This is a genomic window from Pseudomonas sp. S1(2024) (assembly GCF_046557535.1).
The window spans coordinates 35,422-60,488 of sequence record NZ_JBKGFP010000061.1; the positions used below are offsets into that span (position 1 = coordinate 35,422).

Genomic DNA, 25,067 nt, shown 5'->3' on the forward strand with positions numbered 1-25,067 from the left:
GGCACGTCGTATATATCCATAAAAGTGGAGTTCGCCATGCAAACGCAATTGAAGTTGGTTCTTGCTGTTGTTCTGGCCGGTAGTGCACTCATGGCGCATGCCGAAGCCAAAAATCAGGCTGGCGACGCCTCCACCAGCGCCCCAGCCGCCAGTACAACTTCCGAGTCGCCCATGCACAAGGCGATGAGCGAGCAAATGCACAAGATGCAGGTTGCTCATGACAAAGCCGCAGCCGCGAAGACCCCTGCCGAGCGCCAGGCCGCCATGCGCGAGGGCATGAAGACAATGAAGGAGAGCATGGCCATGCTGCACCAGCAACATGCTGCGGGCTGCATGGGTTCGGGCATGGGAATGTCGGGACCCAAGGGTGGCATGGGTATGGGCGACGGAATGATGGACATGATGATGAAGATGATGGATCAGCAGTCGTCGATGATGGATATGCCCATGAAGCAGTAACCAGTACTTGCTGTTGTTTCAGCACTGATCGCACTGCGGTCGATGACGTGGTCGAAGCACGCCATCGATCTCGGCCACTATCTGCCGCGTTGCATCCTCGATGGCCCCTTCATTACGGCACAATACCCAGCCGTGTTCCGCAACCGCACGCTCGAACGCCTCGGTACAGGCAACCTGCTCGTCCAGGCTATGGATCACCGTACTGCCCAATCCGCGCGTTCGTGCCGCGGCCCTTGCCCATGAGGTATCAGGGGCCGTGACAACGCCGACATGCAAATCGGGCACTTGCACATTTCGCTCGAGGTTCAGGCGCAGGATTTCGTCGAACGCCACGCTGCGGCGAAATGCGGCATCAGACGGGTACCAGCGATCGATCAGGATGATGCTGTCTACTGGCTGCCTGGGCAGCACGTGTCGTGAAATCCAGGCACGGCTTTCGGCGAAGCGCTCGCATACCCTCAATTCCAGGTCCCGGGAGGGGTTTCTGACCAGTTGATTGACAAGGGCCATGGTTTCCCCCCGGTAGGGGTCGCTTTTTTTCTCGCAAAGCCGGATCACTTTCTTGTTGTCAGCCCGCAAGGCCTTGGTAACCGCCTCCAGAAGCGTGGTCTTGCCGGTGCCCTTGGGCCCATCGATGGAAACAAACAGCGGGCGGGTCATTTTTTCATTACCAGTCGAATCTGAAGATGCAGCGCAGGCCTGGGTGCCAGCACGGTCCTTGTGGGAGCGGGCATGCCCGCGAAGCAGGCGACGCGGTGGATGGCACCGGCTATGCCGGTGTTCGCGGGTAAACCCGCTCCCACAGAATCCCTGCCAAGGCAACAAGTCATGTGCAGTCCCATGTGAGGGGACATGCAGTTGGCCGGAATCAACCCAGCTGGGCCTGAAGAAACAGCGAAAAAAGCTCCGACTGCGATTTGATACCCAACTTGCTGTACATATGCTTGCGGTGCACTTTCACTGTCTCCACCGAGATTTCAAGCTTGCGCGCAATTTCTTTGCTGGAACACCCGCTGAGCATCAGCCGGCCCACCTCCAGCTCACGCCCGGTCAGCGGCGACTCCATCTGCTCGACCCTGTCCTCCATGCGGCTTTGCCAGTGCGGTGCAGGTTTGGTGGCCTCTTCCAGCAACTCCCGCTCGAACGTCATCCGCTGGCGCATCAGCGCAGTGACCCATGGCCGCAACAGTTCCAGCAGGGTGACCTGTTCGATGCTGAACCGGCGCTTGCTACCCAACGACAGGCACAGCGTGCGCTGCGCATCCAGCTGCACGTTGAACTGAATTTCATCGGCAACCACGTTAAGCCGGAAATAGCGCTGGTAGTAGTCCGTCTGCTCGAAACACTCAGGGGCCACATCCGCCAGGCGCACCAGGCCGGACACCGCAGCCTCTCGGCTGGCCACGTAGAAAGGGTCCAGCAGGTACAAGCCCTTCAGGTAGTCCTGGAACAGCGGGTCAGGGTTGCCGTCTGCACTGGGGCACTCGGCGAACACCTGCGGGCGCCCTGCGGAAAACAGCAGCGCAACCCAGCTGTCGCAGGCAACGTACTCGTTCAGCAACCGCACCAAGGCTGTCCAGAAGTGGTCCTTGTCAAGGGTTTCGATCAATTGGCCTACCGATCGGTGCCAGGCGATGTCGTGCAGCGTAAAATTCATCCTCTACCCCTGTTGGGTTACCACGTGGGCGTAATACCCCCCGCCATGATGACCACCCCATAATCCGGGCTAGCTTACGCTGAGCGAACCTGTACCGGGATCGTTTTTTACACCCCATGTCGCCACGGCGTGGCGGTCGAAGCTGTTAGTCGAGGATTGGAAATGAAGGTAGAGCTTGTCCAACTGGCCGGTCGCGATGGCGATACCGCGTACAACCTGCAGCGCACCATCAAGGCGATCGGCAACTGCGGCGCCGATACCGATCTGCTGGTCTTTCCGGAAACCCAGCTGATGGGCTTCCCAACCGAAGAAAATATCGGCCGCATCGCCGAGCCACTGGATGGCCCGAGCATCACGGCAGTCCAACAGGCCGCACAAGCGCAGAATGTTGCCGTGGTCGTCGGGATGGCCGAAGCCGCAGACGACGGTCGTTTCTACAACACCACCGTGCTGGTCACGCCTGAAGGCGTAGCGCTCACCTATCGCAAGACCCACCTTTGGGCATCGGACTGCGGGGTTTTCACCCCTGGCGACCGTTTTGCGACAGCCCTGTTCAAAGGCATCCGTGTCGGCCTGCTGATCTGCTTCGACATCGAGTTCCCGGAAACCGCCCGTGCCCTGGGGCAGCTGGGCGCAGAACTGATCATCGTCACCAACGGCAACATGGACCCGTACGGGCCCACCCACAGAACCGCCATCACCGCACGCGCCATGGAAAACCAGGCCTTCGCGGTCATGGTCAACCGCGTGGGTGATGGTGATGGCGGCCTGGTCTTCGCCGGCGGCAGTGCCGTCGTCGACCCGTACGGCCAGTTGCTGTGCGAAGCCGGCCGTGGCGAGTGCCGGATAACCGTCGAGCTGGCCATGGACCAACTGCAGCAGTCACGGCGCGATTACACCTACATCGCCCAGCGCCGCATCCAGCTGCCGGGTGAACAGGTCGAGCACGCCAACGGCCTTCGCGAACTGATCATCCCCTCCTGAAAATTCCACCCTTCCAGGCTCTATTACTGGAATGCAAGGCCGCCAGGGACGGCAGCGTGTTCGACTCTGAATAACAATCACAAGCTGGAGCAAGCAGTAATGGCCACACTCAAGCGAACGCTTTCGCTGGGCTCGGTGGTGCTTTTCGGCATCGCCTACATGACCCCCATCATCGTCCTGGGCACATTCGGCATCCTGGCCGAGACGACGGGAGGAAAGGTACCCGCAGCCTACCTCGCTGCAGCCATCGCCATGTTCTTTACCGCCTTGAGCTACGGCCACATGGCGCGCGCCTTCCCGGTCGCCGGGTCCGCCTATACCTACGTGCGCAAATCGATCAGCCCGCAGCTGGGCTTCATCACCGGTTGGGCGGTGTTGCTCGACTACCTGTTCCTGCCCATGGCGATCTGGCTCATTGGCGCGGCCTATCTGCACTCGGCGTTCCCGGGCGTGCCACAAGCCATTTGGGTGTTGGCATTCATCGGCATCACCACAACGATCAATGTGATCGGCCTGCGGCTGGCCAAGACCGTCAATGGCCTGTTGATGTTCATTCAGCTGCTGGTGCTGGCGGCGTTCGTTGCACTGGCGGTGCACTATGTCTGGGGCGACCCCACGGTACCGCTGTGGACACTCGAGCCGTTCTACAAGGAAGGCACCCAGTTGCCGCTGATCATGAGCGGTGCGGCGATTGCCTGCTATTCATTCCTGGGCTTCGACGCGGTCAGCACCCTGACCGAAGAAACCAAGGAACCACGCAAGAACATCCCGAAAGCCATCCTGCTGATCACCCTGATCGGTGGCGGGCTGTTCATCGCCTGCAGCTACTTCGTTCAGCTCGCTCACCCGTCCACCGACTTTGCCAACGCCGACGCGGCGGCTTATGAAATCGCCCAGAACATCGGTGGCGACATCTTCGTCAGCATCTTCCTGCTGGGGCTGATCGTCGGCCAGTTCACTTCTGGCCTGTCGGCACAGGCCAGCGCCTCCCGGCTGCTGTATGCGATGGGGCGTGACGGAGTGCTGCCCAGGTCATTCTTCGGAAGGTTGAGCGAACGCTTCAGCACGCCGGTGCCCAGCATCATCCTGTGCGGGGTGGTCGCCCTGCTTGCCTTGCGCATGGACGTGACGACCTCCACCTCGTTCATCAACTTCGGTGCATTTCTCGCGTTCAGCCTGGTCAACCTGGCTGTGATCTTCCACTACTGGGTCGCCATGCAGCAGCGTGGTGCGAACGCGCTACTGATGTACCTCGCGTTCCCCTTGGTGGGCTTTGCATCCACGTTGTGGCTGATGGCAAGTCTTGATCACCTGGCGATCTACCTGGGGGCAGGCTGGCTCTGCCTCGGCGTGCTCTACCTGACGGTGATTACCCGTGGTTTCAAGCGCAAGCCCCCGGAGATGCACTTCGAGGAAGCCTGAGCTGTCCACTCTGGTCGATACGGCGCTTTGAACGATGCTCTGGATGGCACCGGCGGCGCCGGTGTTTGCGGTGGCGGATTCTGAGGCAGGTAGCTAGCCGTGTAGTAGCGGCCTAGCGTCGCGATGGGCTGCATGGCAGCCCCGGCGATTGTTGCGTTGATGCTGAAATCCGGGGGGCCGCTTTGCGGCCCATCGCGACACAAGGCCGCTCCTACACAGGTTCGGCGCCAGCCTTGAGGTGGCGCCGATCCTGTCAGGCCTTACACCGCCAGCGCGCGCTCACGCAGCTCGCTGTTGAGGATGCGGTCGTTCTCGCTGTAATCGACCGGGCAGTCGATCACGTGCACGCCCGGGGTCTTGATGCAGTGCTCGAGCAGCGGCAGCAGGCCTTCGGCGCTTTCCACGCGGTGGCCGTTGGCACCGTAGGCTTCGGCGTACTTGACGAAGTCCGGGTTGCCGTAGTCCAGGCCGAAATCGGTGAAGCCCATGTTGGCCTGCTTCCAGCGGATCATGCCGTAGCCATCGTCACGCAGGATCACCACGGTGATGTGCATGCCCAGGCGTACCGCAGTCTCCAGCTCCTGGCTGTTCATCATGAAGCCACCGTCGCCGCAAACCGAGATCACCGGGCGGTCCGGGTGCACCAGGTGCGCGGCCATGGCCGATGGCAGGCCCGCGCCCATGGTCGCCAGGGCGTTGTCCAGCAGTACGGTATTCGGCTTGTGCGCCTTGTAGTTGCGGGCGAACCAGATCTTGTAGATGCCGTTGTCCAGGGCAACGATGCCTTCGGACGGCAGCACGCGACGGATGTCGGCGACCATGCGCTGCGGGTAGACCGGGAAGCGGTTGTCGTCGGCACCTTCGGCGATCTGTGCCTCGTTGGCTTCACGGATGGCCATCAGGCGGGTGAAGTCCCAGTGTGTGGTGTCGGTCAGCGCTTCGCTGATCTGCCATACGGCATTGGCGATATCGCCGATCACTTCAACCTGCGGGAAGTACACGGCATCGACTTCGGCGGAGCGGAAGTTGATGTGGATGACCTCGGTGCCGCCACGGACCATGAAGAACGGCGGCTTCTCGATCACGTCGTGGCCGATGTTGACGATCAGGTCGGCAGCTTCGACGGCGCGGTGCACGAAGTCACCCGACGACAGCGCGGCGTTGCCCAGGAAGCGCGGGTGACGCTCGTCGACCACACCTTTGCCCATCTGGGTGGTGATGAACGGGATGCCGGTCTTGTCGATCAGTTGCTTGAGGACCTTGGCGGTCATCTTGCGGTTGGCGCCAGCGCCGATCACCAGGATCGGGTTGCGGGCGTTCAGCAGCTTTTGCACGGCAGCGTCGATCGCCACGTGCTCGGCCAGCGGGCGGCGGTGCAGGCTTGGCGGGATCGGCAGTGCGTCGGTCTGCTCGGCGGCGATGTCTTCCGGCAGCTCCAGGTGCACGGCACCCGGCTTTTCTTCTTCGGCCAGGCGGAAGGCTTCACGCATGCGCGAAGGGATGTTGTCGGCGGAAGCGAACTGGTGGGTGTACTTGGTGATGGGGTCCATCATGCCGCACACGTCGATGATCTGGAAACGGCCCTGCTTGGACTTCTTGATCGGCTTCTGGCCGGTGATCATCATCATCGGCATGCCGCCCAGGTAGGCGTAGGCGCTGGCGGTGACCAGGTTGGTGGCGCCAGGGCCGAGGGTCGACAGGCTGACGCCGGTCTTGCCGGTCAGGCGACCATAGGTGGCAGCCATGAAACCTGCGGACTGCTCGTGACGGGTAAGTACCAGCTTGATCTTCGACTTGCGCAGGGATTCGAGCAGGTCGAGGTTTTCCTCACCAGGAATGCCGAACACATACTCGACACCTTCGTTTTCCAGGCATTGCACAACGACATCGGCGGCCTTGGCCATTTGGGGTACTACCTCAAAATCTTTGTGGGATTGCAGATTTATTAAGCTGCGTGACTGAGATGTTGCAGGATGTCTCAGTGGCGCGCATCGTAGGCCCTCTGGTTAATAATAATAAATATATTGTTATGATGCTTGGCATCACAGTTTGTTATGAACGGTACCCCCCCTCAATGAACCTCAAGGCATTGCGCTGCTGCGTCGAGATCGTGCGCCAAGGCAGCTTCACCAAAGCCGCGCAGCACCTGCATATCGCCCAGCCGGCACTTAGCATGGCCGTTACCCGCCTGGAAGAAGAACTGGGCGTCACTCTGTTCAACCGCACCACGCGCAAAGTCATCCTGACAGCCGAGGGCGAACGCTTCCTGCCACGTATCGCATCGGCCCTTCGCGAAATGGATGTGGCGCGGCAAGAACTGCGTGACATGGCCGACCTGAAGCGCGGCGAAGTGCGCCTGGGAATCCCGCCGATGTTCGGCCTGCACTATGTACCCGGCCTGATGAACGCCTTCCGCCAGCTGTACCCGGGTATTGGCATGACCGTGTTCGAAGGCAGTGCCGAGGACATTGGCCATCGCCTGGAACAACGGGAAATCGACCTGGCGCTGCTGGAGTCCCGGCGCGTGCCGCCCGACAAGGAATCGATCCTCTTGGGCAGCGATGAGATGCTGGCGTGCATGCACCCTGACCATCCCTATGCTGGCAAGGCCTTCCTCACAGCCGAGGACCTGCGCAATACCGACATGGTGGTGTTCGACCGCACCTTCGTGCAACGTCACCTGCTGGATGCGTTCTTTGCCGAACATGGCATCACCTACCGGGTAGCGCTGCAAAGCAACTTCGTATCGCTGGTGGTACAGGCCGCGCTGGACAACATGGGCGTGGCGACCCTGCTGCGCTCGGTGCAACAGCGCACACCGGGCATCGTCGGCGTACCGTTCCAGCCAGCGCAGCAGATGAGCTTCCGCTTGTGCTGGCGCTCGGGGGAATACCTGTCGCTGGCCAGCAAGCGCTTCATCGATTTTGCCGCGCAGACTCATTACCTGGAGCGCTGACTCCACCCTGCTCCGCTGCCACAGTCATTACGCAGATCTGCTGTGGGAGCGGGCGTGCCCGCGAACACCGGCGCAGCCGGTGCCATCCTCCGCGCTGGATTCTTCGCGGGCATGCCCGCTCCCACAGGTGCTGCTTATGCCGCAGGTTCAGGAAGCTGGCCAGCTTCCTCGACGTCACCAGCACGGATTGACTATGATCCCGCCTTGAACGTTTCAGCATGTTTCAACAAGGATCCAGATGTCAGTTCAGGAATTACCCCCTCTCTCTAGCAAAAGTACCGTCGCGAAGATGGAAGCTGCTATGGCACTGGGCAGCTTTGCCATTGGCACCGGCGAGTTCGCCATCATGGGCCTGATGCCCGATATCGCCAGCAATCTGCAATTGAGCGAGCCCCAGGTGGGCCATGCCATCAGCGCCTATGCGCTGGGGGTGATGGTTGGCGCCCCGACACTGGCGATCATCGGTGCCAAGCTGTTGCGCAAGCACATGCTGCTGCTGTTGATGGCGCTGTATGCCATAGGCAACCTGGCTACCGCCTTTGCCCCCTCGTTCGAAGGCCTGGTCGCCTTCCGCTTCATCAGCGGCCTGCCCCATGGCGCCTACTTCGGCATCGCGGCGGTAGTGGCGTCGAGCATGGTGGCCAAGGACCAGCGGGCGGGGGCCGTGGCCCGGGTGATGATGGGGCTGACCGTGGCCATGTTGCTCGGCAACCCGGTTGCCACCTTGCTGGGCCAGTACTTCGGCTGGCGCTCGGCGTTCGTGCTGGTCGGCGTGATCGCCCTGTGCACCATCGCCCTGGTCTGGCGCTTCGTGCCCCAGCGCCACGATGAAGTGCGCAGCGACCCGCGCAAGGAACTGCAAGCCTTCACCCTGCCGCAAGTGTGGATGGCGCTGGGCATCGCCTCGATCGGCTTTGCCGGCATGTTCTGTGTGTTCAGCTACCTGGCGCCGACCATGTTGCAGGTGACCCAGGTGTCGCCGCAGTGGATTCCTTTCGGCCTGGCGGCATTCGGCGTCGGCGGCATCGTCGGCAACATCGCCGGTGGCAAGCTGTTCGACCGCCTGCAGTTCCGCGCCGTCGGGCTGGTGCTGGTGTGGTCGATTGCCGTGCTGCTGTTCTTCAGCTTTGCCGCCCAGGCGCTGTGGAGCCTGCTGCTGGGCATTGGCCTGGTCGGCACCATGATTGCCCTGGCGGCGCCGTTGCAGATCCGCCTGATGGACATTGCCCATGAAGCGCCAAGCCTGGCGGCGGCGTCCAACCATGCGGCGTTCAACCTGGCCAATGCGCTGGGGCCGTGGCTGGGTGGCATGGCGATTACCGCAGGTATGGGCTGGACCAGCACCGGGTACATCGGCGCGGCTACGGCGCTGGTCGGGCTGGGGATCTACCTGGTGGCACGGCGGATGAAGGGCGGGCACTAAGGTTGAGGCCTGACAGATAGCGTGAACGGGGCTGCCATGCAGCCCATCGCCGGCAAGCCAGCTCCCACAGAGACCGCACAATGCCTGAAATTTTCATGGGCAGCGACGACCCGCGCCGCCCACTGGTGTGGATCAGCGAGCTGGCCAGGCCCAAGGAAATGATTACAATGCATGCCCCAACCTGAAATATGTTTTTCCCATGAAATCACTGCTTTACGCCGTATCCTTACTGTTTTCCTTCACCCTCCCTGCCCTGGCCAGCCCGCCGGCGACCTTCACCGAGGCCAAGGTGGTGGCCAAGCAGAAGGTGTACATGGACCAGGCCAGCAGTGCCATGGGCGACCTGTACTGCGGTTGCAAATGGGCTTGGGTGGGCAAGTCTGGCGGGCGTATCGATGCCGCCTCGTGCGGCTACCAGACCCGCAAGCAGCAGAACCGCGCCGAACGTACCGAATGGGAACACATCGTGCCGGCCTACACCTTCGGCAACCAGCGCCAGTGCTGGAAGAATGGCGGCCGCGAGCATTGCGTGGATGACGACCCGGTGTTCCGCGCCATGGAGGCCGACCTGTTCAACCTGTACCCGGCAGTGGGCGAGGTAAACGGTGATCGCAGCAATTTCAACTACGGCATGGTTGCTGGCAATGCAGGGCAATACGGGCAGTGCACCACCAAGGTGGACTTCGTGCAGCGTGCTGCCGAACCACGCGACGAAGTGAAAGGCCTGGTCGCCCGCACCACCTTCTACATGTACGACCGTTACAAGCTGAGCATGTCGCGCCAACAGCAGCAGTTGCTGATGGCCTGGGACAAACAGCACCCGGTGTCTGCCTGGGAGAAAGAGCGTGACCGGCGCATTGCCGCGATCATGGGGCATGCCAACCCCTTCGTGACCGGGGAACGCAAATGGACCGCCAACTACAAGCCGGTCGGCAGTGGCGTGGTGCAAGCGGTGCCGGAAAAGGCCGCCAAGCCCGAATCCAAGCCGAGCCTGGCCAGTGCCGGGTCGGTGGGAGCGGTGCTTGGAAACCGCAACAGCCATGTCTATCACCTTTCCGTTGGTTGCCCGGGCTATACCCAGGTTACCGCGAAGAACCAGGTCACCTTCGCCACAGAGGGTGAGGCGCAGGCGGCGGGTTATCGCAAGGCGGGCAACTGCCGCTGATCGCCTTCCTCGGGGCCTGCCCGGCCCCCTTGCAATTGAGCGGGCTGCACAGCAGCCCGCAACAATGACCATCCGTCGCCCAGACGGCACCCCACTCCCCACCCCCAGCCCAACGAATGACAGATCATCCGTAAAGGAGAGGTTCCATGATCCGCATTCGCCCACTTTCACTGTGCCTTGCCCTCGCCCTGGTCAGCGTCACTGGCACCAGCTTCGCAGCCACCGACACAGATACCGACAGCCGCCCGCAAACCGACCAGTACGGTGGCAAGACCGCCGGTGAAGACAGCAGCGTCAACAGCCCAGGCAGCAGCAAAACCAATGACAGCAGCGACACTGGCAGCAACAGCGATGCCGCCGACGGCGCCGCTGGCGGCTCGAACAGCACCGGCGAAGCAACCGGCTCCGGCGCCGGGCACACCGGTGGCACCGCCGAGGACCAGGACAGCCATTGAGGCCGGCCTGGGCTACACTGCGCCGGAACGCCCTGCCAAGGATTCACCATGAACCTCAAACCCTGGCTGCTCGCCGCCCTGCTGCCGTGCAGCGCCTTGGCCGTCGCTGGCAGCCAGGGCGCGCTGTCGATCAGCTCATCGTCGTTCACCGATGGCGGCGTGATCGCCTTGCAGCAGGTTGGCCCGGACCCGGCCTGTGGTGCTGGCGAAGAGCGCACCCCGCAACTGAGCTGGGACAACCTCCCCGCAGGCACTCAGTCGCTGGCACTGATCATGTTCGATCCGGACGGCGGCAAGGGTATTGGCGTGGTCCACTGGATCGCCTACAACATCGACCCGGCCCAGGATGGGCTGAAGGAAGGCGTCGCCGGGCTGACCGGGCAAGGCGTGACCGTAGGGCGCAACTCTCGGGGCACGCTCAGCTACCGCGGCCCCTGCCCACCCGCCGGCGACAACCCGCACCACTACGCGCTGACGCTGATCGCCACCGACCTGCCATTGGGCACCCTGCCCGAAGGCCTGGATCGCAGCGGCTTGCTGCAACTGCTGCAAGGCCACGCGCTGGGGGCGCAGAGCCTGGTCGGGCGCTATGGCCACTGAGCCTGGCCGTACCGGAACAATTAAACACCCCCATAGCATTTATCCATTGAATGGCCCAGTCGAACTGAAGTAAGCTCGGGCTCATTCACTGGAGAGCAACATGCCGAAACACACCCGCAACCACGCCAACCACACCGGTCGCACCCTGCGCCCTGTGCTGGCCGTTGCCGGCTGCGTCGCACCTGCCAGCTATTACTTTGGGTATTGGTTTAGCCACTAGGCGCCGATACCCACACGGCGCCCACCTTCGAGGGGCCGCCGAACATGAGAATACTCAAACCCCCGGTCGGCTCCCCGACCGGGGGTTTTGCTTTTCAGGCCTTTGAACAACACCGATTCACATTGAGGACAGATTCATGAACTACGCCACTTATTACTACGCAAACACCTACGCCTGGCGATTTAGCCAATCCCGTTCGGGCCAGCCTGCCGCCTCCGTTCGGTCTTCCACAGGTGGCAATGCAGCAGCCAATACGAATTCAACGATTTGTCGAACACCTCGATAGGGCCGACGACGCGGGCCAGAATCCGCCGTCCGCCCAGGGAAAAACGCCATGCACGCTTCCAGCCTCGCCCTGACCCAGCCGCAAGCAGCCAACACCACCGTCAGCCAGCGCCTGCCCAGCCCGCACCTGCTCAAGCAGCAAATGCCGCTGTCCAGCGAACTTACCCAGCAAGTCCATGCCCACCGCCAGGCCATCCGCGACATCCTCGAAGGCCGCGACCAGCGCCTGCTGGTGATCGTTGGCCCGTGCTCGATCCACGACCCGCGCTCGGCCCTGGAATACGCCGACCGCCTGGCCACCCTCAGCCGCGAAGTCGACGACAAGCTGCTGCTGGTGATGCGCGCCTACGTCGAAAAACCCCGCACCACGGTCGGCTGGAAGGGCCTGGCCTACGACCCGCACCTCGATGGCAGCGACGACATGCACGCCGGCATCGCCCTGTCCCGCGGGCTGATGCTGAACATGATCGAACGCGGCCTGCCGGTTGCCACCGAACTGCTGCAGCCAATGGCCGCCGGCTACTTCGATGACCTTCTGGCCTGGGCCGCGATTGGCGCGCGCACCACCGAGTCGCAGATCCACCGCGAAATGGTCAGTGGCCTGGAGCTACCGGTCGGTTTCAAGAACGGCACCGACGGCGGCATCGCCATCGCCAGCGACGCCATGCGCAGTGCCGCCCACTCGCACCGCCACTTCGGCATGGATGCGCAGGGCTACCCGGCCATCATCGAGACCTTGGGCAACCCGGACACCCACCTGGTGCTGCGCGGCGGCCACAAGGGCCCGAACTTCGACGCCAACAGCATCGCCATGGCCCGCCAGGCGCTGGCCAAGGCCGGGTTGCAGGCGCGGATCATGGTCGATTGCAGCCATGCCAACAGCGGCAAGGACCCGGCGCGTCAGCCGGCGGTTTTCAACGATGTGCTGGCGCAGCGCCTGGCCGGCGACCGCTCGATCGTCGGCGTGATGATCGAAGGGCACCTGTTCGACGGCTGCCAGGCGCTGGGCAAGGGCGCGCTGAAATACGGCGTGTCGATCACCGACGGTTGCCTGGGTTGGGCCTCGACCGAAACCCTGTTGCGCGAGGCGGCACAAAAACTCTAGGCAGCGGGACGCAAGCCTGGCGAGACATACCCTGGACAAGTGCGCTAGGCTTGCCTTTTTTACCCCAAGGAGCAGTACCCATGGCCCGTGCAACCGCCCGCCACATCCTGGTCAGCAGCGAAGAGAAATGCAACGAACTGAAAGCCCAGATCGAAGCAGGCGCCGACTTCGCTGAAATCGCCAAAGCCAACTCCACCTGCCCGTCCAGCCGCCAGGGCGGTGACCTGGGCTCGTTCGGCCCGGGCCAGATGGTCAAGGAGTTCGACACCGTGGTGTTCAGCGCCCCGATCAATACCGTGCAAGGCCCGGTCAAGACCCAGTTCGGCTACCACTTGCTGGAAGTGACCAGCCGCCAGGACTAAGTCCGCGCAGCCGATGAAATCCCCTGTGGGAGCGGGCATGCCCGCGAATGCGTCAGCCCGTACAACGAGGCTGCCTGATCTGACGCATTCGCGGGCACGTCGCAGCGGCGCACCGCCGCTCCCACAGAGATTGTGGTGCCTGTTCCTGCTTTGCCTGGCTTTCAACGCCCACGCCGCCTCCACCCACGCCCTCACCGTCTACGGCGAAGCCCCCCGTTACAGCGCCAGCTTCCAGCATTTCGACTACGTCAACCCCGACGCCCCCAAAGGCGGCATCCTGCGCCGCTCGGCCATCGAGATTGGCCAGTTCGACCATATCCTGCCGTACATCGACAAAGGCATCGGTGTCAGCGAGGTCGATGGCCTGCTGTACGCGCCACTGGCCGTGCGCTCGTTCGATGAACCCTACACCGTCTACGGCCTGATCGCCCGGCGCATGGAGCGCGGCCCGGAGGATGCCTGGCTGCGGTTCGAGATCGACCCGCGTGCCACCTTCGCCGACGGCAAGCCGGTGCGCGCCGAGGACGTACGCTTTACCTTCGAGCTGCTGATGAGCAAGGGCAGCCTGAGGTATCGCACCCAGTTCGCCGATGTTGCCACCGTCGTGGTGGAAAGCCCACACAGCGTGCGCTTCGACTTCAAGCCTGACCACGGCCGCACCCTGCCACTGGACCTCGCCAGCCTGCCGGTTCTGCCCGAACACGACTGGCAGCAGCGCGATTTTGCCAACGGCGCCGGCTTCGACAAGCCGGTCGGCAGCGGGCCGTACCGTATCGGGCGCATCGACAACGGCCGCAGCATCACCTTCCAGCGCGATGCCAACTGGTGGGCGCGCGATCTGCCGGTCAGCCGTGGCCGCTACAATTTCGACAAGCTGCGCATCGAGTACTTCGGTGATACCGAAGTGGCGCGGCAGGTGCTCAAAGGCGGCGGCTACGACTACAACCGCGAATTCTCCGCCACCGCCTACACCCTGGGCTACAACGGCGCGCAACTGGACGACGGCCGCCTGCAGCGCGCCCACCTGGGCCCGGCCAAACCGCAAGTGGCCCAAGGCTTCGTGTTCAACCTCGACCGGCCGCAGTTCAAGGACCGTCGCGTGCGCCAGGCGCTGGGCATGCTGTGGGACTACGAGTGGAGCAACCGGCAGATGATGCGCAACATGTACATCCGCCAGCAGAGCGTGTTCTCCAATACCCCGCTGGCCGCCCGCCAACTGCCGGATGCCGGCGAGTTGAAACTGCTCGAACCGTTGCGCGGCAAGGTGCCGGACGAAGTCTTCAGCACCGTGTTCACCGCCCCGGTCACCGATGGTTCGGGGATAATCCGCAAGCAGCAGCTGCAGGCACTGGCGCTGCTCGAACAAGCCGGCTGGCGCCCCGAAGGCGACCGCCTGGTGAACAGCCAGGGCACGCCGTTGGCGTTTATCTTCCTCAACGGCCAGGCAGGCATGGAGCGCCTGCTGCTGCCGTGGAAGCGCAACCTGGCCCAGATTGGCGTGACCCTGGACATCCGCAACGTCGATTCGGCCCAGTACGTCAACCGCCTGATGGCACGTGACTACGACATGATCGTCACCGGCTACCCGGTCACCCTGTCGCCTGGCGCCGAGCTGTACAACTATTTCGGCTCGGCAGCGGCCCACGACCCTGGGTCGAACAACCTGATGGTGCTGCAGGACCCTGCCGTGGACCGCCTGATCGACGGCCTGGTGCGCGCCGACACCCAGGCCGACATGCTGTACCACGCCCATGCCCTGGACCGGGTGCTGCAATGGAACTACTACTGGATCCCCAACTACTACCCACCGGGCAGCTCCACTGTCTGGTGGAACCGCTTCGGCCTGCCCAAGGTCCAGGCTGCCTATGACGAAGGCCTGGACACCTGGTGGGAAGTCAGCCCTGCCGCGCTGACCAACGCACAAATGGCCGAACGCCGGAAATCCTCGCCATGACCACCTACATACTGCGCCGCCTGCTGCTGATCGTCCCGACCCTGCTGGCGATCCTGCTGGTCAACTTCCTGATCGTCCAGGCCGCACCGGGAGGCCCGGTGGAGCAGGCAGTGGCACGCCTGCAGGGTATCGGCGGTGGCGCTCCCGGTGCCCGGGCCGAGGTGGTGCACGGCGAGTCACGTGCCACCCGTGGCCTGGACCCGAAACTGATCGAGGAGATCAAACGCCAGTACGGCTTCGACAAGTCCGCCCCCGAGCGCCTGTGGCTGATGCTGGGCCAGTACGCCCGGCTGGACTTCGGCAACAGCTTCTTCCGCGGCGCCAAGGTCACCGACCTGATCCTCGACAAGTTGCCGGTAACCCTGTCGCTGGGCTTCTGGGCCACGCTGATCACCTACCTGGTGTCGATCCCGCTGGGCATCCGCAAGGCGGTGCGCCATGGCAGCCGCTTCGATGCCTGGAGCAGTGCACTGATCGTGGTCGGCTATGCCCTGCCCTCGTTCCTGTTCGCCCTGTTGCTGATCGTGCTGTTCGCCGGTGGCACCTCGCTGAGCTGGTTCCCGGTGCGCGGCCTGGTCTCGGACAACTTCGACGAGCTCAGCCTGCTGGGCAAGGTCGCCGACTACTTCTGGCACCTGGTGCTGCCGGTCGGCGCCCTGGTGATCGGCGGCTTCGCCACCCTGACGCTGCTGACCAAGAACGCCTTCCTCGACGAGATTTCCCGGCAATACGTGGTTACCGCCCGCGCCAAGGGCCTGAGCGAACGCCGGGTGCTGTATGGCCACGTGCTGCGCAATGCCATGCTGCTGGTGGTAGCGGGGTTGCCGCAGGCATTGATCACGGTGTTCTTCGCCGGCTCGTTGCTGATCGAGGTGATCTTCTCGCTCGATGGCCTTGGCCGCATGAGTTACGAAGCGGCCGTGTCGCGGGATTACCCGGTGGTGTTCGGCACGCTGTTCATCTTCACCCTGGCGGGCCTGCTGATCCGCCTGATTGGTGACCTGTCGTACACCCTGCTCGACCCGCGTATCGACTTCGACACGAGGGCGCGCTGATGCTTTCGCCGATTTCGCGTCGCCGCCTGCAACGCTTTCGCCGTAACCGCCTGGGCTGGGTTTCGCTGTGGCTGTTCACCGCCCTTTTGCTGCTGAGCCTGTGCGCCGAGCTGGTGGCCAACGACAAACCGCTGCTGCTGGGCTACAAGGGCGACCTGTACGTGCCGGCGCTCAAGCGTTACACCGAGCAGCAGTTCGGCGGCCAGCTGCCGTTCCAGCCAGACTACCGCAGCGCCTATGTACGCCAGTTGATCGAGCAGCAAGGTGGCTGGATGCTGTTCGCCCCCATCCCGTTCAGCGCCGATACCCCAAACTACGACCTGCAAGTGCCCACGCCCAGCCCGCCAAGCGCGAGCAACTGGCTGGGTACCGACGACCAGGGCCGCGACGTGCTGGCCAGGGTGCTGTATGGCACGCGGGTATCCTTGCTGTTCGCCTTCGCCCTGACCGTGGTCAGCGTGCTGATCGGGGTGGCGGCCGGAGCCCTGCAGGGCTACCACGGTGGTTGGGTCGACCTGGTCGGCCAGCGCCTGCTGGAGGTGTGGTCGGGGTTGCCGGTACTGTACCTGCTGATCATCCTCAGCGGGTTCGTCGAGCCGGACTTCTGGTGGCTGCTGGGGATCATGGCGCTGTTCTCCTGGCTGACCCTGGTCGACGTGGTGCGCGCAGAGTTCCTGCGCGGTCGCAACCTGGAGTACGTCAAGGCCGCCCGAGCGTTGGGGTTGCAAGACAGCCAGGTAATGCTGCGGCACATCCTGCCCAATGCCATGAACGCGACGCTGACCTATGTGCCGTTCATGCTGACCGGGGCGATCACCACCCTGACTGCACTGGATTTTCTCGGGTTCGGCATGCCGGCCGGGAGCGCTTCGCTGGGAGAGCTGGTGACCCAGGGCAAACAGCACCTGGAGGCGCCGTGGCTGGGCTTTACCGCGTTCTTTGCGCTGGCGGTGATCCTGTCGCTGCTGGTGTTTATCGGGGATGCCTTGCGCGAGGCGTTCGACCCCAGGGGATAGGTTTTCAGGTCTGGCCCATTCGCGGGTAAACCCGCCTCAAGGTTTGTGGTGACCCTGTAGGAGCGGGTTTACCCGCGAAGAGGCCAGCCCTGCTTACACAGATTTCAGGATTTCTACCCATGCACGACAGCGACAGCCTCAAGGACTACCCCCAGGTACGACAACTGGCGATCCGCTCGCTGTTCGAAATCATCGAACAGTCCAGCGAAGGCACGGTAATCGTCGACCGCCAGGCGCGCATCGTCTGGATGAACGAGCGCTACGCCCGGCGCTTTGGCCTGGCCGACGCCGCCAGCGCCATCGGCCAACCGTGCGAGGCGGTGATCCCAGGCAGCCTGATGCGCGAGGTGGTGAATAATGGCCGGCCAATCCTGCTGGACATGCTCGACACCCCGAACGAGCCGCTGGTGGTTATGCGCCTGCCCATCCACGACGACCAGGGCGCGCTAATCGGTGCCATCGGCTTTGCCCTGTTCGATGAGTTGCGCAGCCTGTCACCCCTGCTCAAACGCTACTCCAGCATGCAGCAGGAACTGGCCTCGACCCGCTCGCAATTGCGCGCCCGCCAGGCCAAGTACAGCTTCGCCCAGTTCGTCGGCAGCAGCGCCGCCAGCCTGGAGGCCAAGCGCCGCGCCCGGCGTGGCGCAAGCAGTGATTCGCCGGTGTTGCTGCTGGGCGAAACCGGCACCGGCAAGGAACTGCTGGCCCATGCCATCCATGCGGCGTCGGCGCGGGCGCACAAGGCGTTTGTCAGCATCAACAGTGCGGCGATCCCCGAGACGCTGCTGGAAGCCGAATTCTTCGGTACCGCCCCCGGCGCCTTTACCGGCGCCGACCGCAAGGGCCGCAGCGGCAAGCTGCAACTGGCCGAAGGCGGCACGCTGTTCCTCGACGAGATCGGCGACATGCCGCTGGCCCTGCAGAGCAAGCTGCTGCGGGTGTTGCAGGAAAAGGAATACGAGCCGGTAGGCTCGAACCAGATGCTGCGCAGTGATGTGCGCATCATTGCCGCCACTTCCATCGACCTGCAGGCCGCCATCGCCCGCGGGGCATTCCGCGCCGATCTGTATTACCGGCTGAATGTGCTGCCGATCGAGGTGCCACCACTGCGGCAACGGCTGGAGGACCTGCCGGCGCTGTGCGAGGCCATCCTGGGCGAACTGGGCAGCCAGTATGAGCTGGAGGCCGAAGCGCAGCAGCTACTGGCGCGGCATGCATGGCCGGGGAACATTCGCGAGCTGCGCAATGTGCTGGAGCGGGCCACGCTGCTGGCGGATCAGCCGCGGCTGGGGGTGGCGGATGTACGGGCGGCATTGGGGCCGTTGAGCCCGGTGGCGGGTGAACCTATGCGGCAGACTTACCGTGAGGCCTGTGAGGCATTTGAGCGCGAGCTGATTGTTGGGGCACTGGCCGAACATGGGGGAAATGTGCCGGAAGCTGCGTCGGCGTTAGGACTGGGGCGGTCAACGCTGTATAAGAAGATGGTAGCGCTCGGTCTCTGAGTGGAGACTTTTGTTTCCATTTCGAGACTGTCGCGAGGGCTTTGCCCTCGATCGCGACACAAGGCCGCTCCTACAGGAGATCGCGGTGCACATGTAGGAGCGGCCTTGTGTCGCGATGGGCCGCAAAGCGGCCCCAAAATCTCAAGACAGAGACAAAAATTCAGAAGAAAACAAAATACCCATATAAATCAATGAGTTAAAAACTGGCACGATTCCCGCTATCTCCTGCTCACCGATAAAAACAAGACTCACCCAGGAGACCCACCCCGATGACCGTGCTCATCGCCCTCGCCGCTCTGGCCTTGCTGATGCTGGCTGCCTACCGCGGCTACAGCGTAATCCTCTTCGCCCCCATCGCCGCCCTCGGTGCGGTACTGCTCACCGACCCGTCCGCCGTGGCCCCCGCATTCACAGGGGTGTTCATGGAGAAAATGGTCGGCTTCATCAAGCTCTACTTCCCGGTGTTCCTGCTGGGCGCCGTGTTCGGCAAGCTGATCGAGCTGTCCGGTTTCTCGCGCTCGATCGTCGCCGCCGCCATCCGCGTGCTCGGCACCCGCCAGGCGATGCTGGTGATCGTGCTGGTCTGCGCGCTGCTCACCTATGGCGGCGTTTCGCTGTTCGTGGTGGTGTTCGCGGTGTACCCGTTCGCCGCCGAGATGTTCCGCCAGAGCAATATCCCCAAGCGCCTGATCCCGGCAACCATCGCCCTGGGCGCGTTCTCGTTCACCATGGATGCCCTGCCCGGCACCCCGCAGATCCAGAACATCATCCCCAGCACCTTCTTCAACACCACCGCCTGGGCAGCGCCATGGTTGGGCCTGATCGGCACATTGTTCGTGTTTTGCGCCGGCATGGCCTACCTGCAGCGCCAGCGCAACAAGGCCCAGCGCGCCGGTGAAGGCTATGGCAGCGATTTGCGTAACGAACCGGAAACCGCAGCCGACCTGGCGCTGCCCAACCCTTGGCTGGCCCTGTCGCCGCTGCTGCTTGTGGGGGTGATGAACCTGCTGTTCACCCACTGGATCCCGCAGTGGTACGGCCCAAGTCACAGCCTGCAACTGCCCGGCATGAGCGCACCGGTGCAAAGCGATGTGGCCAAGCTCACTGCCATCTGGGCGGTGCAGGCGGCGTTGCTGGTGGGCATCCTGATGGTGCTGGTGTGTGCCTTCGGCGCCATCCGCACCCGCCTGGCCGAAGGCACCAAAAGCGCCGTGGGCGGCGCCTTGCTGGCGGCCATGAACACCGCCTCGGAATACGGCTTTGGCGCGGTGATCGCCTCGCTGCCGGGCTTCCTGGTATTGGCCGACGCCCTGCGCGGCATCCCCAACCCACTGGTCAACGAAGCGATTACCGTGACCTTGCTGGCCGGCATCACCGGCTCTGCCTCGGGCGGCATGAGCATCGCCCTGGCGGCCATGGGCGACACCTTCATCGCCGCCGCCAATGCCGCCAACATCCCGCTCGAAGTACTGCACCGCGTGGCCGCCATGGCCAGCGGTGGCATGGACACCCTGCCGCACAACGGTGCGGTCATCACCCTGCTGGCCGTGACCGGGCTGACCCACCGCGAGGCCTACAAGGACATTTTCGGTATTACCCTGATCAAGACCCTGGCGGTGTTCGTGGTCATCGCCACGTTCTACGCCACCGGCATCGTCTAAGGAGCTTTGCATGACCCTCAAAGGCAAGACCGCTCTCGTCACCGGTTCCACCAGCGGCATCGGCCTGGGCATTGCCCAGGTACTGGCTCGCGCAGGCGCCAACATCGTGCTCAACGGCTTCGGCGACCCTGCACCGGCGCTGGCGGAGATCGCCCGGCACGGGGTGAAGGTAGTCCATCACCCGGCCGACCTCTCGGACGTGGCCCAGATCGAAGCGCTGTTCGCCGTGGCCGCGCGCGAGTTCGGCGACGTCGACATCCTGGTCAACAACGCCGGTATCCAGCACGTGGCGCCAGTGGAACAGTTCCCGCTGGAAAGCTGGGACAAGATCATCGCCCTCAACCTGTCGGCCGTGTTCCACGCTACGCGACTGGCCCTGCCTGGCATGCGCACGCGCAATTGGGGGCGCATCATCAACATCGCTTCCGTGCACGGCCTGGTCGGCTCTACCGGCAAGGCGGCCTATGTGGCGGCCAAGCACGGCGTGGTCGGCCTGACCAAGGTGGTGGGCCTGGAAACCGCCACCAGCAACGTCACCTGCAACGCCATTTGCCCTGGCTGGGTGTTGACCCCGCTGGTGCAGAAGCAGATCGACGATCGTGCCGCCAACGGTGGCGATCCGCTGCAAGCGCAGCACGATCTGCTGGCAGAAAAACAACCATCGCTGGCCTTCGTCACCCCCGAGCACCTGGGTGAGCTGGTACTATTCCTGTGCAGCGAGGCCGGTAGCCAGGTTCGCGGTGCCGCCTGGAACGTCGATGGTGGCTGGTTGGCCCAGTGACGGGCGGCCTGGGCCTGGCGGCGGTCTTGCATTCGTTTATCTGCAAGGAGGCCCTATGCGCCCAACCCCGATGACCGCGATTCTGGCCCTGACCCTGGCTGCCGCCGCACCCGCGATGGCAGCCAGCCTGAAGGACGTCGCGCCCTACCCCGAGGCGGAAAAAGGCTTCACCCGGCAGGTCATCCACCTGCCGGCCCAGGCTGATGAGTCGGCCTATCAACTGGAAATCCTCGCTGGCAAGACCCTGAAGGTGGACTGCAATCGCCAGCGCCTGGGCGGCAGCCTGGAGGAACGTACCCTGGAAGGCTGGGGCTACAGCTACTACCGCCTGGACAAGGTCAGCGGCCCGGCCAGCACACTGATGGCCTGCCCCGATGGCAAGAAGATCGAGACCTTCGTGCCAGTGGTCGGTGAAGGCTTCATGCTGCGCTACAACAGCAAGCTGCCGGTGGTGGTGTATGTGCCCAAGGACGTCGAAGTGCGCTACCGCGTCTGGACCGCGTCGCAGGACGTGCAAAAGGCTAAAGTAGAGTAACGCGCAAGCCCCTGCTGCCAGGGGGCTTCTTCGCGGGCACGCCCGCTCCCACAGGCTATCACCAGGCTGGACATCTACGCTGTACCTGTGGGAGCGGGCGAGCCCGCGAAGGCGCCCTCGAATCCAAATGATCATCTGGAGGTTCGGCATGAACGATGTGCTCTGGCGCCCCTCCACGGCGCAGATCGAGGCCAGCCGGATGGATGCCTTCCGCCGCCGGGTCAACCTGCGTTACAACTTGCAACTCGACGACTACCACGCGCTGCACCGCTGGAGCATCGAGCAGCGCCCTGCCTTCTGGCAAACCGTTGCCGACTACTTCCACGTTCACTGGCATAACCCGCCAAGCCAGGTGCTCAGCGAAGGGCCGCAGATGCCCGATGCCCAGTGGTTCGCCAACGCCACCCTCAACTTCGCCGAACACCTGCTGCGCCGCCGTGACGACCGCCCGGCCCTGGTCGCCGTGCGCGAAGACGGCCAGCGTCAGCTGTTCACCCATGCCCAGCTGGCCGCCCAGGTGGCCGGCCTGCAAACAGCCTTGAAGGCCACCGGCATCGCCCCCGGCGACCGGGTAGCGGCGGTCATGCCCAATACCTGGCAGACACTGGTCGCCATGCTTGCCTGCACCAGCCTCGGTGCGGTGTGGTCCAGCTCCTCGCCCGAGTTTGGCGTACACGGCATCATCGACCGCTTCGGCCAGATCGAGCCCAAGCTGCTGATCGCCTGCGCCGGGTACCAGTACTCCGGCAAGGCCATCGACCAGGTGGACAAGGTCAACCAGGTGTGCGCGCAGCTGCCCGGGCTGGAACAGTTGATCGTGGTACCCCACACCCGCAGCGGAACGCGTGTCGACGAATTCCAGGCCGCCAATGTCAGCCTGTGGGACGAGTTCTATCAGCCCGGCGGCGAGCCCCGCTTCACCCCGCTGCCCTTCGATCACCCGCTTTACATCCTGTATTCCAGCGGCACCACCGGCGTGCCCAAGTGCATCGTCCACCGCGCTGGCGGCGTGTTGTTGCAGCACCTGAAGGAACATGGCCTGCACAATGACCTGAAAGCCGATGACGTACTGTTCTACTACACCACCTGCGGCTGGATGATGTGGAACTGGCTGGTCAGCGGCCTGGCGGTGGGCGCCACGCTGGTGCTGTATGACGGCTCGCCCTTCCATCCCGGCCCCGAGCGGCTGCTGGACCTGATCGACGCCGAGGATATCCAGGCCTTCGGTACCAGCGCCAAGTACCTGGCGGCACTGGAGCAGGCGGGCCTGGAGCCTGCGGCAAGCCACCGCCTGGCGCGCTTGCGCCTGCTACTGTCCACCGGCTCGCCACTGTCGCCACACAGCTACGACTACGTGTACCGCAAGATCAAGGCCGACCTGTGCCTGGCGTCGATGTCCGGCGGTACCGATATCGTCTCTTGCTTCGTGCTGGGCAACCCGACCCTTCCAGTGCGCCGTGGCGAGATCCAGTGCAAGGGCCTGGGCATGGCGGTGGAGGTGTGGAACGAGCATGGCCAGCCGGTGCTGGGCGAAAAAGGCGAGCTGGTGTGCACGCGCAACTTCCCGTCCATGCCGCTGGGGTTCTGGAAGGACACGGACGGCAGCCGCTATCACGACGCCTACTTCAGCCAGTTCCCGGGGGTGTGGGCCCAGGGCGACTACGCCGAACAGCGTGCCGACGGCGGGCTGGTGATTCATGGCCGCTCCGATGCCGTGCTCAACCCCGGTGGCGTGCGCATTGGCACGGCGGAGATCTACCGCCAGGTGGAAAAGGTCGAGCAGGTGCTGGAAAGCGTGGCCATCGGCCAGAACTGGCAAGGCGATGTGCGGGTGGTGCTGTTCGTTCGCCTGCGGGACGGCCTGCAGCTGGATGAGGCCCTGCGCCAGCACATCCGCCAGGTGATCCGCCAGTACACCACGCCCCGTCATGTACCGGCGGTGATCGCCCAGGTCAATGACATCCCGCGTACCATCAGCGGCAAGCTGGTGGAGTTGGCGATACGCAATGTGGTGCATGGCTTGCCGGTGAAGAACACCGACGCCCTGGCCAACCCCGAGGCACTGGAGCAGTTCCGGGATCGCGAGGAGTTGCAAACCTGACCCTTGTCACCGTCCCTGTAGGAGCGGCCTTGTGTCGCGATGGGGCGCGAAGCGGCCCCAGGTTTTCAGCTTCGCAGCACAGGTTGCCGGGGCCGCTTCGCGCCCCATCGCGACACAAGGCCGCTCCTACAAGGGACGCGTAATCGCCTCAGCACAAAACTATGAGGCATAATGCCCACTTTTTCCGCCCCAGAAGCACAGGTACCCCATGAAAGCCCAAGCCCGCCACATCCTGGTCAAGACCGCTGACGAAGCCGAAAAGCTCAAGCAGCGCATCGCCAATGGCGAGGCTTTCGACGTGCTCGCAAAAAAGTTCTCCACCTGCCCTTCGGGCAAGCGTGGCGGCGACCTGGGTGAAATCCGCCCCGGGCAGATGGTCGGCGCCATCGACCAGGTGATTTTCAAGAAGCCCCTGCGCGTGGTACACGGGCCGATCAAGAGCAAGTTCGGCTATCACCTGGTGCAGACGTTCTACCGCGATTAAGCGCGCCGCGCAGCCAGCAGCCCGAGACCCGCGCAGCCCAGCAATGAGGCGCTGACCCGGTTGAACAACCGGCGTGGGCCGGGCTGGTTGAACCAGCGTTGCATGTACGCCCCCAGGCCGGCGTAGATGGCGATGGCGGCCCATTCCAGCAACAGGAACAACGCACCCAACCAAAGGAACTGCTCGCTCACCGGAGTGGTACTGCCGACCGAAACGAACTGCGGCAGGAACGCGGTGAAGATCAGGATAGCCTTCGGATTACCTAACGAATGGCAAAATATATTCCACATAACCACTCCCGCATAACCACTCCGCCCCTCTCGGAAACCGGCTTACAACCGCGTCCATTGCTCTAACTGGCTTTCCCGCTATACTGTATGGACATACAGAATAGCGAGTAGTGACCATGACGGCCGACATCATTAGCTTCCCGATACAGAACAAAGAAGAAGGAATCCCGAAAGAGATGGAAGAATTTTTCGCCGACCTTCCCTTAGGTTTCCGTCCAGAGCATTGCGAGCCTTCACGCCTAGCCCTTGAGTGGAGTGTAGAAGCACTGGCATTTCGTTCGGGCGTTTCACCAGAAGCGATCCGTAGAGTTGAGCTCGGAAATGAGCTCCGGCGCGTTACAATGCAGGCACTCGCTTTTGCGCTTGAAGCGGAAGGGCTCATTTTCTTCCCAGGGCACCCTCCCCTGCGTTCTGATGACTGCCGAGGCGCTACAGCTGATCCCAGAACCAGAGGCGACTATCATTTGATTGAATAAAGGAGCGATCGAGGGTTAGGCGGGCCAACCAGATTTTAGCTGGAGCGACCCGGCTCCCTTTTTCAGCGCTACAAACTTCCACGACAGCCGAATCGCAGCGGAACGGAGCCTAATAAGCG

General features: G+C 63.3%; 23 protein-coding genes and 1 pseudogene. 20 read left to right on the forward strand and 4 right to left on the reverse strand.

Annotated elements, in window-relative coordinates; genetic code table 11:
* Nucleotides 1–36: 36 nt before the first annotated feature.
* Nucleotides 37–459 (forward strand): hypothetical protein, encoded by a 423-nt coding sequence (locus ACLCGK_RS16645; protein WP_410952449.1) that lies wholly within the window; start codon nt 37–39, stop codon nt 457–459.
* A gap of 18 nt (nt 460–477) precedes the next feature.
* On the opposite strand, the gene ACLCGK_RS16650 is transcribed toward ACLCGK_RS16645, so the two are convergent.
* Nucleotides 478–1,119 (reverse strand): dTMP kinase, encoded by a 642-nt coding sequence (locus tag ACLCGK_RS16650; RefSeq protein ID WP_410952450.1) that lies wholly within the window; start codon nt 1,117–1,119, stop codon nt 478–480.
* A 208-nt stretch (nt 1,120–1,327) separates the two neighbouring features.
* Nucleotides 1,328–2,116, reverse strand: coding sequence for a helix-turn-helix transcriptional regulator (locus ACLCGK_RS16655; RefSeq protein ID WP_013972570.1), 789 nt, complete (start codon nt 2,114–2,116; stop codon nt 1,328–1,330).
* A gap of 162 nt (nt 2,117–2,278) precedes the next feature.
* Between ACLCGK_RS16655 and ACLCGK_RS16660 the strand changes: the two genes are divergently transcribed.
* A complete protein-coding gene (locus tag ACLCGK_RS16660) occupies nt 2,279–3,100 on the forward strand; it encodes a carbon-nitrogen hydrolase family protein (protein WP_015270267.1) in 822 nt (273 codons plus the stop codon).
* A 99-nt stretch (nt 3,101–3,199) separates the two neighbouring features.
* Nucleotides 3,200–4,522, forward strand: a complete 1,323-nt coding sequence (locus tag ACLCGK_RS16665; protein WP_410952451.1) for an APC family permease — start codon at nt 3,200–3,202, stop codon at nt 4,520–4,522.
* A 260-nt stretch (nt 4,523–4,782) separates the two neighbouring features.
* Here the strand turns inward: ACLCGK_RS16665 and ACLCGK_RS16670 are convergent, their stop codons facing one another.
* Entirely contained in the window at nt 4,783–6,426 is a 1,644-nt protein-coding gene (locus ACLCGK_RS16670; protein WP_247727029.1) for an acetolactate synthase large subunit, read from the reverse strand.
* A 170-nt stretch (nt 6,427–6,596) separates the two neighbouring features.
* Between ACLCGK_RS16670 and ACLCGK_RS16675 the strand changes: the two genes are divergently transcribed.
* The 16 genes from ACLCGK_RS16675 (at nt 6,597) to ACLCGK_RS16750 (ending at nt 24,182) form a co-directional block, all read left to right on the forward strand.
* Nucleotides 6,597–7,478, forward strand: coding sequence for a LysR family transcriptional regulator (locus ACLCGK_RS16675; protein WP_013972566.1), 882 nt, complete (start codon nt 6,597–6,599; stop codon nt 7,476–7,478).
* 238 nt (nt 7,479–7,716) lie between these two features.
* Nucleotides 7,717–8,901 carry an MFS transporter gene (locus ACLCGK_RS16680; RefSeq protein ID WP_410952452.1) on the forward strand — a complete coding sequence of 395 codons (1,185 nt, stop codon included), beginning with the start codon at nt 7,717–7,719 and terminating at the stop codon, nt 8,899–8,901.
* A 199-nt stretch (nt 8,902–9,100) separates the two neighbouring features.
* A complete protein-coding gene (locus ACLCGK_RS16685; RefSeq protein ID WP_023660860.1) occupies nt 9,101–10,066 on the forward strand; it encodes an endonuclease in 966 nt (321 codons plus the stop codon).
* A 146-nt stretch (nt 10,067–10,212) separates the two neighbouring features.
* A complete protein-coding gene (locus tag ACLCGK_RS16690) occupies nt 10,213–10,521 on the forward strand; it encodes a hypothetical protein (RefSeq protein ID WP_410952453.1) in 309 nt (102 codons plus the stop codon).
* 48 nt (nt 10,522–10,569) lie between these two features.
* Nucleotides 10,570–11,121 (forward strand): YbhB/YbcL family Raf kinase inhibitor-like protein, encoded by a 552-nt coding sequence (locus tag ACLCGK_RS16695; RefSeq protein ID WP_013972562.1) that lies wholly within the window; start codon nt 10,570–10,572, stop codon nt 11,119–11,121.
* Between the two features lie 554 nt (nt 11,122–11,675).
* Nucleotides 11,676–12,731, forward strand: coding sequence for a 3-deoxy-7-phosphoheptulonate synthase (locus ACLCGK_RS16700; RefSeq protein WP_410952454.1), 1,056 nt, complete (start codon nt 11,676–11,678; stop codon nt 12,729–12,731).
* Nucleotides 12,732–12,811: 80 nt separating this feature from the next.
* A complete protein-coding gene (locus ACLCGK_RS16705; RefSeq protein ID WP_123084155.1) occupies nt 12,812–13,093 on the forward strand; it encodes a peptidylprolyl isomerase in 282 nt (93 codons plus the stop codon).
* A 13-nt stretch (nt 13,094–13,106) separates the two neighbouring features.
* Complete coding sequence (locus ACLCGK_RS16710) at nt 13,107–15,047, forward strand: extracellular solute-binding protein (RefSeq protein ID WP_410952455.1); 1,941 nt, start codon at nt 13,107–13,109, stop codon at nt 15,045–15,047.
* Nucleotides 15,044–16,102 (forward strand): microcin C ABC transporter permease YejB, encoded by a 1,059-nt coding sequence (locus tag ACLCGK_RS16715; protein ID WP_123084157.1) that lies wholly within the window; start codon nt 15,044–15,046, stop codon nt 16,100–16,102. Before ACLCGK_RS16710 ends, ACLCGK_RS16715 begins: the two co-directional genes overlap by 4 nt.
* Complete coding sequence (locus ACLCGK_RS16720; RefSeq protein ID WP_410952456.1) at nt 16,102–17,118, forward strand: ABC transporter permease; 1,017 nt, start codon at nt 16,102–16,104, stop codon at nt 17,116–17,118. Before ACLCGK_RS16715 ends, ACLCGK_RS16720 begins: the two co-directional genes overlap by 1 nt.
* A gap of 119 nt (nt 17,119–17,237) precedes the next feature.
* Nucleotides 17,238–18,620 (forward strand): sigma-54 interaction domain-containing protein, encoded by a 1,383-nt coding sequence (locus tag ACLCGK_RS16725; RefSeq protein ID WP_410952457.1) that lies wholly within the window; start codon nt 17,238–17,240, stop codon nt 18,618–18,620.
* A 269-nt stretch (nt 18,621–18,889) separates the two neighbouring features.
* Nucleotides 18,890–20,281: a GntP family permease gene (locus ACLCGK_RS16730; RefSeq protein WP_023660864.1), complete on the forward strand. Its 1,392-nt coding sequence runs from the start codon at nt 18,890–18,892 to the stop codon at nt 20,279–20,281.
* Nucleotides 20,282–20,291: 10 nt separating this feature from the next.
* Nucleotides 20,292–21,062 carry a 3-hydroxybutyrate dehydrogenase gene (gene hbdH, locus ACLCGK_RS16735; protein ID WP_023660865.1) on the forward strand — a complete coding sequence of 257 codons (771 nt, stop codon included), beginning with the start codon at nt 20,292–20,294 and terminating at the stop codon, nt 21,060–21,062.
* Nucleotides 21,063–21,117: 55 nt separating this feature from the next.
* Nucleotides 21,118–21,597: a serine protease inhibitor ecotin gene (eco, locus tag ACLCGK_RS16740; RefSeq protein ID WP_410952458.1), complete on the forward strand. Its 480-nt coding sequence runs from the start codon at nt 21,118–21,120 to the stop codon at nt 21,595–21,597.
* Between the two features lie 148 nt (nt 21,598–21,745).
* Complete coding sequence (locus tag ACLCGK_RS16745; protein WP_410952459.1) at nt 21,746–23,698, forward strand: acetoacetate--CoA ligase; 1,953 nt, start codon at nt 21,746–21,748, stop codon at nt 23,696–23,698.
* 208 nt (nt 23,699–23,906) lie between these two features.
* Entirely contained in the window at nt 23,907–24,182 is a 276-nt protein-coding gene (locus tag ACLCGK_RS16750; protein ID WP_013972552.1) for a peptidylprolyl isomerase, read from the forward strand.
* Here the strand turns inward: ACLCGK_RS16750 and ACLCGK_RS16755 are convergent.
* Nucleotides 24,179–24,460 (reverse strand): annotated as a pseudogene (locus tag ACLCGK_RS16755) (LysE family transporter); the annotation flags it as partial. The gene ACLCGK_RS16750 and the pseudogene ACLCGK_RS16755 sit on opposite strands and share 4 nt — an antisense overlap.
* Before the next feature lie 188 nt (nt 24,461–24,648).
* On the opposite strand from ACLCGK_RS16755, the gene ACLCGK_RS16760 reads away from it, so the two are divergent.
* Nucleotides 24,649–24,948, forward strand: a complete 300-nt coding sequence (locus tag ACLCGK_RS16760; RefSeq protein ID WP_265958291.1) for a helix-turn-helix domain-containing protein — start codon at nt 24,649–24,651, stop codon at nt 24,946–24,948.
* The last annotated feature ends 119 nt before the right edge of the window (nt 24,949–25,067 follow it).